The 14,119-nt window shown below is 59.6% G+C and carries 9 protein-coding genes; 7 read left to right on the top strand and 2 right to left on the bottom strand.

Features of this window, described 5'->3' with window-relative positions; translation table 11 throughout:
* The first annotated feature begins 187 nt into the window (after nt 1-187).
* The 6 genes from glnA to CLU93_RS06560 all read left to right on the top strand — a co-directional run bounded on the left by glnA (nt 188) and on the right by CLU93_RS06560 (nt 7,507).
* Nucleotides 188-1,603 (top strand): type I glutamate--ammonia ligase, encoded by a 1,416-nt coding sequence (glnA, locus tag CLU93_RS06585; RefSeq protein ID WP_071079202.1) that lies wholly within the window; start codon nt 188-190, stop codon nt 1,601-1,603.
* A gap of 145 nt (nt 1,604-1,748) precedes the next feature.
* Nucleotides 1,749-2,258 (top strand): DUF4124 domain-containing protein, encoded by a 510-nt coding sequence (locus CLU93_RS06580; RefSeq protein WP_306594695.1) that lies wholly within the window; start codon nt 1,749-1,751, stop codon nt 2,256-2,258.
* A 5-nt stretch (nt 2,259-2,263) separates the two neighbouring features.
* The gene (gene glnL, locus CLU93_RS06575) at nt 2,264-3,352 is read left to right on the top strand and encodes a nitrogen regulation protein NR(II) (RefSeq protein ID WP_099760468.1); all 1,089 of its coding nucleotides are present in this window, start codon (nt 2,264-2,266) and stop codon (nt 3,350-3,352) included.
* Between the two features lie 48 nt (nt 3,353-3,400).
* The gene (gene ntrC, locus CLU93_RS06570; RefSeq protein ID WP_099760467.1) at nt 3,401-4,891 is read left to right on the top strand and encodes a nitrogen regulation protein NR(I); all 1,491 of its coding nucleotides are present in this window, start codon (nt 3,401-3,403) and stop codon (nt 4,889-4,891) included.
* 142 nt (nt 4,892-5,033) lie between these two features.
* Entirely contained in the window at nt 5,034-5,999 is a 966-nt protein-coding gene (gene corA, locus CLU93_RS06565) for a magnesium/cobalt transporter CorA (RefSeq protein ID WP_071079199.1), read from the top strand.
* A gap of 134 nt (nt 6,000-6,133) precedes the next feature.
* Nucleotides 6,134-7,507, top strand: a complete 1,374-nt coding sequence (locus CLU93_RS06560; RefSeq protein ID WP_099760466.1) for a GAF domain-containing sensor histidine kinase — start codon at nt 6,134-6,136, stop codon at nt 7,505-7,507.
* Nucleotides 7,508-7,522: 15 nt separating this feature from the next.
* Here the strand turns inward: CLU93_RS06560 and CLU93_RS06555 are convergent, their stop codons facing one another.
* The gene (locus CLU93_RS06555) at nt 7,523-9,151 is read right to left on the bottom strand and encodes an NAD(P)/FAD-dependent oxidoreductase (RefSeq protein ID WP_099760465.1); all 1,629 of its coding nucleotides are present in this window, start codon (nt 9,149-9,151) and stop codon (nt 7,523-7,525) included.
* Between the two features lie 967 nt (nt 9,152-10,118).
* Here CLU93_RS06555 and CLU93_RS06550 point away from each other — a divergent pair.
* Nucleotides 10,119-13,061: a TonB-dependent receptor gene (locus CLU93_RS06550; protein ID WP_099760464.1), complete on the top strand. Its 2,943-nt coding sequence runs from the start codon at nt 10,119-10,121 to the stop codon at nt 13,059-13,061.
* A 179-nt stretch (nt 13,062-13,240) separates the two neighbouring features.
* Here the strand turns inward: CLU93_RS06550 and CLU93_RS06545 are convergent, their stop codons facing one another.
* Nucleotides 13,241-13,966 carry a 16S rRNA (uracil(1498)-N(3))-methyltransferase gene (locus CLU93_RS06545; RefSeq protein WP_099760463.1) on the bottom strand — a complete coding sequence of 242 codons (726 nt, stop codon included), beginning with the start codon at nt 13,964-13,966 and terminating at the stop codon, nt 13,241-13,243.
* Between the last annotated feature and the right edge of the window lie 153 nt (nt 13,967-14,119).

Genomic DNA, 14,119 nt, shown 5'->3' with positions numbered 1-14,119 from the left:
GAAATCACGGGCGGGAAAACTTTCATTGGGATAGCCGGGTTTTGCCCCTGGCGGCCAGGTCTCTTCAGAAGCTGGCATGGAATCTGCTATGATCCTTATGAGTTTTGGTGGCACGCAATGTTTGCTTCGCTTCATCAGCCCAGACGCATTAAGGTCGGCTCACCCCACATTCATTTAGGAGATACGCATGGCAATGACAGCCGCAGAAGTCTTGAAGATGGTAGAAGAAAACGAAGTCAAATTCGTTGATTTCCGCTTTGCTGATACCCGTGGTAAAGAGCAGCACGTGACGGTTCCCGTGTCGCACTTCGACATGGACAAATTCGAGTCGGGCCACGCCTTTGACGGTTCTTCGATCGCTGGCTGGAAAGGCATTGAAGCGTCCGACATGATCTTGCTGCCGGATCCAAACACGGCCAATATCGACCCGTTCATGGAAGAAACGACCTTGTTCATGCAGTGCGACGTGATCGAACCGTCGGACGGCAAGGGCTACGACCGCGACCCGCGCTCGATCGCGAAACGCGCCGAAGCCTACCTGAAATCGTCGGGCATGGGCGACACCGCCTACTTCGGCCCTGAGCCAGAATTCTTCATCTTCGACAGCGTGCGCTGGAAGATCGACATGTCGGGCTGCTTCGTCAAGATCGGTTCGGACGAAGGTTCGTGGTCGACCGGCAAGGACATCGAAGGCGGCAACAGCGGCCACCGTCCTACCGTCAAGGGCGGCTACTTCCCTGTGCCACCAGTGGACAGCTTCCAGGACATGCGTTCGGAAATGTGCCTGATCCTGGAGTCCTTGGGCATCCCGGTTGAGGTACATCATCACGAAGTCGCTGGCGCAGGCCAGAATGAAATCGGTACCCGCTTCTCGACCCTGGTCGAGCGCGCCGACTGGACGCAAAACCTGAAATACGTGGTGTGGAACGTGGCGCACAGCTATGGCAAGACCGCCACCTTCATGCCGAAACCTATCGTTGGCGACAACGGTTCGGGCATGCACGTGCATCAATCCGTATGGAAAGATGGCAAAAACCTGTTCGCTGGCGACGGCTATGCCGGCCTGTCCGATTTCGCCCTGTACTACATCGGCGGCATCATCAAGCACGCCAAGGCACTGAACGCGATCACCAACCCGGGCACCAACTCGTACAAGCGTCTGGTACCAGGCTACGAAGCTCCAGTGAAACTGGCGTACTCGGCGAAAAACCGTTCCGCCTCGATCCGTATCCCGCACGTGGCCAATCCAAAAGGCCGCCGCGTGGAAGCGCGCTTCCCGGATCCACTGGCGAACCCGTACCTGTGCTTCGCCGCACTGCTGATGGCTGGTCTGGACGGCGTTGCCAACAAGATCCATCCGGGCGAAGCCGCCTCGAAAGATCTGTACCATCTGCCGCCAGAAGAAGACGCACTGATCCCTACCGTGTGCGCTTCGCTGGAAGAAGCACTGGAAGCCCTGGACAAGGACCGCGAGTTCCTGACCCGTGGCGGCGTGTTCAGCGATTCCATGATCGACGCTTACCTGGAACTGAAAATGCAGGACGTGCAGCGCATGCGCATGACCACGCATCCTGCCGAGTTCGACATGTACTACTCGCTGTAATGGCGCCACGCCGGCAACTTGCCGGTAGTGAATAAAAAACGCGGGTGAGGCGATGGTCTTGCCCGCGTTTTTTGTTATGGCGCCACTGGGCGGTGTTGTATAGTCGGCCCAGGAACGATGCGGCACGAGCCGACAGGAGTGAAGATTGACCAAGCATTACAGAATGGCGCTGATGGCAGGATTGCTGGGCGCGGCGGCACAGGCGCACGGGCAGTCATATGTGTGCGCCGATGCGCAAGGACACAAGACGTACACGGACAAGCGGGCTGGCACGCATTGCCAGCTGCTCGATTTACCGGGCGCCATGACGGAGCCGCCACGCAAGACGGCGCCGCTAGCCGGTGCGCCTGCGCGGCCCGCCACGCAGGCGGTGGCCACGGCGGCGCCCGCCGCTGGCGCGTTTCCCAAGGTCGATGGCGCCGAGCAACGGGCGCGCGACCTGGACCGGCGCCAGATCCTGCAAGATGAATTGCGCAGCGAAGAGCAGAAACTGGCGGCCCAGCGTCTGGAGTTCAACGAGGGCCAGCCTGAACGCCAGGGCAATGAACGCAACTATGCCAAGTATCAGGAAAGAGCGGCGCAGTTGAAAGAGAATATCAACCGGACGCAGCAGAACGTCGAGGCCCTGAAACGCGAGATTGCGAATATTCGGTAAAGCACATGACAATAGACAACCATTCCAGCCGTCCCGCCCACCTGGCCGGCCTTGATTTGCTCGCTTCGGCCGTGATCCTGCTCGATGGCGATGGCCGCATCAGCTATGCCAACGCGGCGGCGGAAAACCTGCTGGAAAGCTCATTGAAGGCCCTGTCGCGGCAAAAGCTGACGGCGCTGTTCCTCAACCCCGAAGAGCTGGCCGGGATTTGCGCACAGGCGCTTGAACACAAGTTTTCCGATTTGCGCCAGGACCTGAGCCTGGAACGCCTGGGGCGCGAGCCGCTGCGCGTGCACAGCATCGTCAGCGCGCTCGAGGCGCCGCGCGACGGCGTGCTGATCGAGCTGCGCGAAAACGTGCAGCAATTAAAACTCGACCGCGAGGAGCGCATCCTCGACCAGAGCCAGGTCAACAAGGAGCTGATCCGCAACCTGGCGCATGAAATCAAGAACCCGCTGGGCGGCATCCGCGGTGCGGCCCAGCTGCTGGAGCTGGAATTGCCGGCCCTGCACCTGAGCGAGCTGCGCGAATACACGCAAGTCATCATCAAGGAAGCGGACCGCCTGCAAACCCTGGTCGACCGCCTGCTGGCGCCGCACCGCCGCCCGCACATCGTGGGCGACGTGAATATCCACGAAGTGTGCGAGCGCGTGCGCAGCCTGATCCTGGCCGAGTTTCCCAGCGGACTGACCATTTCGCGCGATTACGACGCCTCGATCCCCGAGTTTCGTGGCGACAAGGAACAATTGATACAGACCGTGCTCAATATCGCGCACAACGCGGCGCAAGCGCTGGCCGAGCGCATCGAGGCGGGCGATGCGGAGCTGATTTTCAAGACGCGCGTGGCGCGCCAGGTGACCCTGGCCAAGGTCCGCTACAACCTGGCATTAGACTTGCATATCATTGACAATGGACCGGGCATCGCACCCCAGATCCGCGACCGGATTTTCTACCCGCTGGTGTCGGGCAGGGACGGCGGCAGCGGGCTGGGACTGACCTTGGCGCAAACCTTCGTGCAACAGCACCTGGGCGTGATCGAGTGCGAAAGCCGGCCTGGATACACCGATTTCAGGATCGTTCTCCCCTTGCCATAAGCGAGGCAGTATCCCACCCATGAAATCCATTGCGGGACGCACACACTAATGAAGCCAATCTGGATAGTTGACGACGACGAATCAATCCGCTGGGTGCTGGAAAAGGCCCTGGCGCGGGAAAATCTCGCCACCAAGAGTTTTGCCAATGCGCGCGACGCCATCGCCGCACTGGAATTTGACACGCCGCAAGTGCTCGTGTCCGATATCCGCATGCCGGGCGCCTCCGGCCTGGAATTGCTGCAGACGGTCAAGTCGCGCTTTCCCGGCTTGCCGGTCATCATCATCACGGCCTTTTCCGACCTCGATTCGGCCGTCGCGGCCTTCCAGGGCGGTGCCTTCGAATACCTGGCCAAGCCGTTTGACATCGACAAGGCTGTCGAGCTGATCCGCCGCGCGCTGGAAGAAAGCCTGCGCGAGACCAGCGTCGAATCGGGCCCGTCGGAAACGCCGGAAATCCTCGGCCAGGCGCCGGCCATGCAGGAAGTGTTCCGCGCCATCGGCCGTCTGTCGCAATCGAATGTGACGGTGCTCATCACGGGCGAATCCGGTTCCGGCAAGGAACTCGTGGCGCGTGCGCTGCACAAGCACAGTCCGCGCGCGGCGCAGCCCTTCATTGCCCTGAATACGGCGGCGATCCCGAAGGATTTGCTGGAGTCCGAATTGTTCGGCCATGAACGCGGGGCATTTACGGGCGCGCAGACGACGCGCCGGGGCCGCTTCGAGCAAGCCGAGAACGGCACTTTGTTCCTCGATGAAATCGGCGACATGCCGTTCGACTTGCAGACGCGCTTGCTGCGCGTGCTGTCCGATGGCCATTTCTATCGCGTCGGCGGGCACCAGCCGATGAAGGCCAACGTGCGCGTCATTACGGCCACGCACCAGAACCTCGAGCAGCGCGTGCGCGACGGCCTGTTCCGTGAAGACTTGTATCACCGTCTGAACGTGATCCGTTTGCGCCTGCCCAGTTTGCGGGAGCGGCGCGAGGATATCCCCATCCTGGTGCGCCACTTTCTGGTGCAAAGCGCGCGCCAGCTGGGCGTGGAAGCCAAGCGCATGAGCGAACCGACGATGCAATTTCTCAGCAGCCTCGATTTGCCCGGCAATGTGCGCCAGCTGGAAAACCTGTGCAACTGGATCACCGTGATGGCGCCGGGCCAGACGGTGGAAATCAAGGACTTGCCGCTGGAATTGACGCAGGGGCAGAGCGATGGCGCGGCCACTGCAGCGGCGGCCGAGGCTGCGCCGGCCGCCGTTGCCCATCCGCACGGCGGCCAGGTCTTCGAAGCGGCCGCGCCCGCCAATGGTACGCCGCCGGGCTGGATCGGCCTGCTGGAATTACAGGCGGCCGGCATGCTGGGCGCCGGGCAGCAGGAAGTCATGGCCGTGCTGGGACGGCAATTCGAGTCGGCCCTGATCAAGACGGCGCTCAAGCATACGCACGGGCGCAAGAACGACGCCGCCGTGCGCCTGGGCATCGGCCGCAACACCATCACCCGCAAGATCTCCGAACTGGGCATCGACGGCGCCAAGGACGATTGATCTATCTTCCGGACGGGACGTCTGTCTCGTCCGCGTTCCCTCCCGTTGTTTCTTGCGCGCCACAACACCCACAGCAGGCGATAAGGTAAGCTGGCGCCTGCCGGACTGTTTCGTCCGGTCTTAACTTTCATTGTGGAACTGTATGCTGATTAACTGCGTGGCCTATCAGGATGGCAAAAAACTGGCCGACTTGCCGATTGACGATATCAGCGATTACGTCGAGCGCCCCGACTGTTTCGTCTGGGTAGCCCTGCTCGACGCCACGCCGGACGAGCTGAAACAGATGCAGCACGAGTTTTGCCTGCATGAACTGGCCGTCGAGGATGCGCAGCGCGGTCACCAGCGTCCGAAGATCGAGGAATATGGCGACTCCCTGTTCGCCGTGGTGAAAACCGTGGAAATGGTCGAGAACGAGCTGGTCATGGGTGAAGTCGACATCTTTGTCGGCGCCAATTACGTGCTCTCGTCACGCAGCAACAGCTCGCAAGGTTTTCTTGGCGTGCGTGCGCGCGCCGAGCGCGAACCACACTTGCTGCGCCAGGGCTCGGCCTTCGTGCTGTACGCGCTGATGGACGCCGTCGTCGACCGTTACTTTCCCGTGCTCGACGCGCTGGAATCGGAGCTGGAACTGATCGAGGACCGCATCTTCGACCGTGGCACCGAGCGCGACAATATCGAACGGCTGTATCAATTGAAACGCAAAGTCATGGTCTTGCGTCACGTGGTGGCGCCCCTGATGGAAGCGGTGGGCAAGCTGCACGGCGGGAGGGTGCCGCCGCTGTGCCACGATACCCAGGAGTATTTCCGCGATGTGCACGACCACCTGGCGCGCATCAACGGTACGCTCGACACCATCCGCGACACCATCAGCACGGCCATCCAGGTGAATCTGTCGATGGTGGCCATCGATGAGAGCGAAGTGAACAAGCAGTTGGCGGCCTGGGCGGCTATTTTCGCCGTATTTACCGCGTTTGCCGGCGTGTGGGGCATGAACTTCAAGTTCATGCCGGAGCTGGACTGGCAATACGGCTATCCCGTGGCCGTGGGACTGATGAGTTGTGTCTGCGGTTATATGTATTACTTGTTCAAGCGTTCCGGCTGGCTGTAAAAAATTCCTGCGTATCTGTATTATTAAACAATAGCCAGGGGTACAATCGCGGCAGGTCCGCTCGGGCGGGCCATGGCTGAGGGTTGCCACGCCGGCAGGTTGGCTGGCGCTTCCAATGCTGCGCAGGAGCATTCATGAGTATTCCGTTGTTTGATGTGAATTCGCAAGAACCCCTGTTCGATCCCGAGCAGCGACGCACCCTGGCGGAAGCGGCCCTGCGCTCGATTACTGCTTCGACGGCGCACGCCCGTGGCGACGACTTCCTGCGCATCCTCGTCAAGGACCTGGCCGAAGCGCTCGACGTGCACTATGTGATCGCCGGGCGCCTGGTGCACATGGACGATGGCAGCGAAGGCATCCGCACGCTGGCCCTGTGGGGTGGCGACGGCTACCAGCCGAATATCGAATACAGCCTGCAGCACACGCCTTGCCAGGACGTAACCTGCCAAAGCATGTGTTTTCATGGCAGCGACATCCAGCGTCGCTTTCCATTCGATAGCCTGCTGGTCGACATGCATGCGGAAAGCTATGTCGGCATGCCGCTGATCGATACCGAAGGCAAGACCCTGGGCATCCTGTCGGCCATCGACACGCGTCCCATCGATGAAAACAAGCGCTTGCTGGCCTTGCTGCTGCTGTCGATCTTCTCGGCCCGCGGCGCGGCCGAGCTGCAGCACCAGGAGCGCACGCAGCAGCTGGAAGAAATCGTGCGCGTGCGTACCGAATCGCTGCTGGCGGCGCAAGCGAACCTGATCGAGCAGGAACAGATGGCGGCCCTCGGCTCGCTGGTGGCGGGTGTCTCGCATGAAGTCAACACGCCTATCGGCGTGGCGCTGACGGCGGCGTCGAGCATGGGCAGCTATGCCGACCAGCTGGTGCAGCTGCTGGGCGGCGCCAAGGTCAGCCGCGCCGAACTGATCGACATTGCCGAATCGCTCAAAGGCGCGGCGGCCTTGATCGAGCGCAACTTGGCGCGCGCGGCCGACCTGATCGGCAATTTCAAGCAGCTGGCCGTGGACCAGGTCAGCGAATACGTGGCCGACCTGGCGCTGCACGACTATGTACACGGCCTGGTGTCGGCGCACAGCCCTGAACTGCGCAAGGCGGCGCTGGGCGTGGAACTCGATATCGCACCCGATTGCCAGGTGCGCCTGGCGGCCGGGAAACTGTCGCAAATCCTCTCGAACCTGCTGATGAACAGCGCCCGCCACGGCTATCCGCAGGGCGGGCCGGGGCGCATCACGATACGCGCTCGCATCGAGGCGGACGTGGATGACGCGGCCTTGCGCTGGCTGCTGCTGGAGTTTTCCGACGATGGCGTCGGCCTGGCGCCCGCCGTGCGCGAACACATGTTTGAACCGTTCTTCACCACCAAGCGGGGCCAGGGCGGCTCCGGCCTGGGCATGCACATCGTCTATACGATCGTGCAGCAACTGGGCGGCCAGGTGTGCGCCATCGATTGCACTCCCGGCTGTCACATACAGATCAGGCTACCGCTGGCAGCCTGATCTGCTGTGCCGGCCTCAGGCGGCTGCCATCGACAGCGCCACCGCCTCTGCCACCTTGATGCCATCGACGGCCGCCGACAGGATGCCGCCCGCATAGCCGGCGCCTTCGCCTGCGGGGAACAGGCCCCGCGTATTCAGGCTTTGCAGGTTGTCGTCGCGGCGCTTGATGCGGATCGGCGATGACGTGCGCGTTTCCACGCCCGTCAGCACGGCGTCGGCCTTGTAGTAGCCCTTGATCTGCTTGTTGAATGCCGGGAACGCTTCACGCATGGCCGTGATCGCGTACTCGGGCAGGGCCGGCGCCAGATCCGTCAAGTGCACTGCCGGCTTGTACGATGGCACCACGCTGCCAAATTCGGTCGAGGCGCGGCCGGCCACGAAGTCGCCCACCAGTTGGCCTGGCGCATCGTAGTTGCCGCCGCCCAGGGCGAACGCGCGCTCTTCCAGCTCGCGTTGCAGGGCGATGCCGGCCAACGGGTCGCCCGGATAGTCGGCCGGCGTGATGCCGACGACGATGGCGCTGTTGGCGTTGCGCTCGTTGCGCGAGTACTGGCTCATGCCGTTCGTCACCAGGCGGCCTGGCTCCGAGGCGGCAGCCACCACCGTGCCGCCCGGGCACATGCAGAAGCTGTAGACGGAGCGGCCATTGCTGGCGTGGTGCACCAGCTTGTAGTCGGCCGCACCCAGAATCGGGTGGCCGGCGCTGGGGCCGAAGCGGCAGTTGTCGATCAAGGATTGCGGGTGTTCCACGCGGAAACCGATCGAGAACGGCTTGGCTTCGATGTACACGCCGCGGCGGTGCAGCATCTCGAAGGTGTCGCGCGCGCTGTGGCCGATGGCCAGCACCACGTGGTTGCTGGCGATGGTCTCGCCATTGTCCAGCACCACGCCGCGCACCTGGCCGCCGTCGGCACCGGGCACGATGTCGAGATCGACCACTTTGCTGCTGAAGCGGTATTCGCCGCCCAGCTGCTCGATATTCGCGCGCATTTCTTCCACCATCTTGACCAGGCGGAAGGTGCCGATGTGCGGCTTGCTCACATACATGATTTCCTCGGGCGCGCCGGCCTTGACGAATTCCGTCAGTACCTTGCGACCATAGTGCTTGGGATCCTTGATCTGGCTGTACAGCTTGCCGTCAGAAAAAGTGCCGGCGCCGCCTTCGCCGAACTGGACGTTCGATTCCGGGTTCAGTTCGCGCTTGCGCCAGAAGCCGAAGGTGTCGACCGTGCGTTCGCGCACCTGCTTGCCGCGTTCCAGGATGATGGGGCGCAAGCCCATCTGCGCCAGGATCAGCGCCACGAACAGGCCGCAGGGACCCGTGCCGATGACGATGGGGCGCGGTTCGCTAGTGTGGCCGGCCAGCTGTTCGCCGCCGGCGACGAATCTATAGTCGGTGTCGGGTGCGGGCATCAGGTGGATATCGTGGCCCAGGCGCGCCAGCACGGCCGCTTCATTCTTGACGTCAACATGCAGCGAGTAAATCAACACCACGGCGCTGCGCTTGCGCGCGTCGTAGCTGCGTTTGAAGACGGTAAAGCCGAGCAAATCGGCGGCGGCGATGCCCAGGCGCGCCAGGATGGCGGCGGGCAGGGCTGCATCGTCGTGTTCGAGGGGGAGTTTTACTTCGTTGAGTCGCAACATGGTGTGTATTTTCAAAAATTGCCGGGCTCCGTAGTTAGCGGAGAGTCCGCGCCGCATCAATCCAACCATGCGCGCGCAAGGCGCTATTTTACCGTCAGCGCACAGTGCTGGCGTGTTCTGGGTAATTCTGTTGCTGAGGAGCTACGATTTTTCGCGGCCGCAATGGCGTGCTGCGGCTCAGGGGAGGGTGTGCATGGATTTAAAAAGAGTGCGCGGAATATAAATGTCGTGATTAACTCGGGCCCTGCTTTCCATGTGATGTGGAAAAGGTCTCCGGTTTATATTCGCGTTTGATGTGATCCAGATTATCGACTATGAAGATAAAACGAATGAGGCTCTTTTTAAAATTACGAGTTTACTTATCTGGAAAAAATATACGAATAGAATTATGCCGCTGCAATCCTGGGGTTTATCGTTTTTTTGATCAAAGCGTAAACTTATTTTTTAGATTTCTATATTCAAAATATAACGGAAAAAATCTTTGTTTCCTAGTGTAATTTTCACCATCGTTGTATTTTCGCAACGAGGATGTGCAGGCGGGCCGCAGTGGAGAGGTTGGTCAAACTGCATTGCAGCAAATCCGCAAGCGATGCTGCGCTGGCTCTGCGGACGACAATATTTTTAATTGCCAAGTGCGGTTTTTAGCTATTGATATTCGATTTTATTGCAACGCATCAAATTCGTGCGTGCCTGCACCAAGTTGGACATCCTCCTTGGTGCTATTTTGTTGTTTCCTTGCATCATTTTACATCCCGTATTGACACTGCTTGGCGCGCTATGGTTTTATATATCGCTTGGATAGACTGTTGGATTTCTTCCAAAACCTGTCCCACCAGTGGCAGGGGGAAATATCAATGATTCAAAAACTAAAATCGGAAACAAAAACGTATTAAACATGATTTAGTGCTTAAAAATTAAACAAGCCACTCTATCAGAGGCGCTTAAATTCTAATAATTAGGAAACCAAATGTTGAGAAAAACAGTCTTGGCGCATGCCTTGTCGATAGCATTTACCGCGACGGTCACGTCGATGGTGGTGCTGCCAGCAGCCTACGCGCAGTCCAATACAACCGGTGCGATTTCGGGCAAGGCGCCTGCCGGCGCTACAGTGGTGCTTGAAAATAAGGCAATCGGTGTGACCCGTACCATCAAGGTTTCGTCAGATGGTAGCTACTCCGTGCCACAGTTGCCACCAGGTACGTATCAAGTGAAAGCCACGACTCCGACTGGCACCGTGGAAGAAGCCACTGTGTTCGTGTCGGCGGGTGTTGGCGCGAGCGCGGACTTTGGCGCGATACAGACCGTCTCCGTGACGGGTACGCGCTCCAGCCGCATCGATGTCAAGTCGCCTGAATCGAGCATGGTGTTGACCAAGGCTGCGATCGACCGCATTCCTGTAACACGTGATGTCACAGCCGTGGCGCTGCTGGCTCCTGGCGCGACAAAGGGCGATGCCCGTATCGGCCAGACCGCATTGCGCGGCGGTAACGTACCTTCCCTGGGCGGTGCATCGCCGGCTGAAAACGTTTACTACATCAACGGCTTTAACGTCACCAACTCGCTCAACGGCGTAGCCTTCAACCAGGTTCCGTTTGATGCAATTGGTCAGCAACAAGTCAAAACCGGTGGCTACAGCGCCGAGTACGGCCGTTCGTTGGGTGGTGTGCTGAGCGTGACCACCAAGCGTGGCACCAATGAGTGGAAAGGCGGCGTCAACGTCATCTACTCGCCAGAATCGACGTCGGCATCGGCGGTCTATGCCGAGAAGAGCCCGAGCACCGGCAAGTGGAACCTGGTCGAGAAGCCGGGTGGCACGGATGACCTGCAATCGAACATCTGGCTGGGTGGTCCGGTCATCAAGGACAAGCTGTTCATTTTTGGCCTGGTGCAAGGCGCAGATATCGAACGCAAGACGTATAACTCGAACCGCCAGGATACGACGACGTCGAACTCGCCAAAGTACTTGCTGAAAGCGGACTGGAACATCAACGATTCCAACCTGCTGGAACTGACGGCGTTTAGCGACAAGACCAAGGACAAGGTCAAGACCTGGGTTTCGCCAACCGCCTATGGCAAGGAAAAGGGCGAGTTCCAAGGCAATGACGAGTACACCACCGGCGGTGAAAACTACATCGGTAAATACACGTCTTGGGTCACGAATGACCTGACCGTGTCGGCATTGGTTGGCCTCGGCCGCTACAACCGCAAGTCCGATGTGTCGTCCTCTGCCTGCCCATACATTACCGATCGCCGTACTTCGACAATCAAGCAGTATGGTTGTGCCACCCAGACGTCGATCACCGACCCGAAGGCAAACGACGAACGCAAAGCGTATCGTATCGACGCAGAATGGACTTTCGGCGACCACGGCCTGCGTTTCGGTATGGATAACGAGACCTACAAGGTTACCGACGGTACTTTCTACCCTGGTGGCGACAACTACCGAGTGACCAACCTGAACGCTGGCGGCAAACTCAGCAATGGTTATGTCAACAACACGGGTGCAGTGCAACAAGTCGTGACCGTGCGTCACTTCGAGAATGGCGGTTCGTTCGAAACCAAAAACTCGGCTTTTTACCTGGAAGATAACTGGCAAGTGACGAAGAACGTCGTCGCTTCGATCGGCGTGCGTAACGAGTCGTTCAAGAACATGAACGCCGAAGGCGCCACGTTTATCGATGTGAAAAATACCTGGGCTCCTCGCCTGGGCCTGGTCTGGGACGTGAAGGGCAATTCGGACACCAAAGTGTTCGCCAATGCCGGCCGCTACTACATTCCTGTGATGTCCAACACCAACGTACGTCTGGCTGGTGCTGAGCTTGACTATAGCGATTACTACGCGTTCGGCGGCTCGTTTGCCGGCGACAAGACGGCGTTGCCTGCGATGGGGCAGAAATTGGGCAATCGCCTGGTCGTGTCCGATGGCAAGGCTGGCGATCCGAAATCGGTCGTCGATCCTAAAATCAAGCCGATGTTTCAGGATGAGTACATCCTCGGTATCCAGCAAGCGCTGCCAAGCCGCTGGGTGGTTGGCGCCAAGCTGACCTACCGCAAGCTGAAAAGCGTGATGGACGACATGTGTAACGATGAAGGCGCCGGCAAATGGGCATCGGCAAACGGCTACAGCGCCGCCGATGCACAAACCATCGCCGATACCGTTGGTCATTGCTTCTTGTACAACCCAGGTGGTGACCTGACCGCCAATATCGATTTTGATAATGGCAAAGGCTTCACACCGGTCGTGATTCCAGGCTCGGCCTTGAACTTCCCTAAACCAGAGCGTACGTTCAAGGCACTGGAACTGACGTTTGAGCGTCCATGGGATGGCAAATGGACGTTGCAAGGTTCGTATGTGCTGGCCTACAGCAAGGGAAATACGGAAGGCTATGTCAAGTCCGACATCGGTCAGGATGATGCCGGTATCAGCCAAGACTGGGATTACCCAGGTCTGATGGAAGGTTCGAACGGCTACCTGCCAAACGATCGCCGCCACACATTCAAAGTGTTCGGTTCGTATCAAGTGGCTGAAGAATGGCGCGTTGGCGGTAACATGTTGCTGCAATCGGGCCGTCCTAAAAATTGCCTCGGTTACTACAACGGCGACCTCGATAGCGTATCCGTCGGTTACGGCGCTGCTTCGTTCTACTGCAACGGCGTCTTGAACCCGCGCGGCACCCTGGGCCGTCTGGGCTGGACCAAGGAAATCAGCGCACAGGTTCAATACCAGCCAAAATGGAAAAAAGGTTTGACCTTCCAAGTTGACGTGTTGAACATGTTTAATGAGCGTAATGTCACCGCGATCAACGAGCAAGGCGAAAGCGCGCTGGGCACGGTAAGCCCGACGTACCTGCAGCCAGTGTCGATCCAGACCGGTCGTTCCTTCCGCTTCACGGCAGGTTACGAGTTCTAAGCAAGCTTGACCTTGAAGTGCCGCGAGGCACTTGATGTCACGGAGCCGGCCCCTGTCAAGAAAGGGGCCGGTTTTTTTATGTCTGCGGATTTCCTGCGCGTGATGCCGCTACCAAAAAAAAGCCACCCGATATGATTGCCGGGTGGCTTTTTCATTGTGGCGCCGCTGCCTGCTCTTTACTACATCCCGCCCCACAATGCCGCCAGCGTGGCCAGCGCCGTCAATCCCGCCGTTTCCGTGCGCAGGATGCGCGGCCCCATCGCCAAGCCGATGGCGCCAGCTGCGATGGCGGCTTTTTCTTCCGCCTCGGTAAATCCACCTTCCGGTCCCACCATCACGGTGATCGCTTGCGGCGGCTGGTGACGCGCCCAGTCGGCCAGCGACTGCTGCGCGCGCGGCGTCAGGATGATGCGCTTATGCAAATCTTGCTGGCTGCTCCAGCTATTGAAGTCTTGCAAGGGCGCCAGCTGGGCCAGGCGGTTGCGCCCGCATTGTTCCGAGGCGGAGACGATGATGCCTTGCCAATGCGCGAGCTTTTTCTCGGCTCGCTCGCTGGACAGGCGCACCACGCAGCGCTGCGCCGCCAGCGGCACGATGCCGGCCGCGCCCAGTTCGATGGCTTTTTCGATGATCCAGTCCATTTTCGATGCTTCCGGCAACGCCTGCGCCAGTGTCACGGCATACGGCAGTTCCGCTTCGCGCGCCACGTGCGCCTGGATTTCCGCCGTCACGCTGCGCTTGGCCACCGCTACCAGGCTGGCTTGCACTTCGCCGCCTTCGCCATTGAACAGGGTGATGACGTCGCCCGGCGCCAGGCGAACGACCTGGATATGGTGGGCGACAGCCTCCGGCAGGGAGACGGTGGCGCCGGCGACGAGCGGCTGGGGGCAGAAAAAACGCGGCATGCAAATCCTCAACGGGGGTAAGTGGGGTGGAAAGACGTCAAAGTATAGCCATTTGGCGGGCCAGTACGCCGCAATTCTAATTTGCAGCCCCCCAGTCTGGTAAAATAGTTGACTACATAAAGCAGCCGGCCTGGGTTCTTTCTTGTCCGTGCT

Source organism: Janthinobacterium sp. 35 (assembly GCF_002754575.1).
GTDB classification, from domain to species: domain Bacteria; phylum Pseudomonadota; class Gammaproteobacteria; order Burkholderiales; family Burkholderiaceae_D; genus Janthinobacterium; species Janthinobacterium tructae.
The sequence above is the reverse complement of the archived record's forward strand: the minus strand, read 5'-3'. Positions and strand labels throughout refer to the sequence as shown.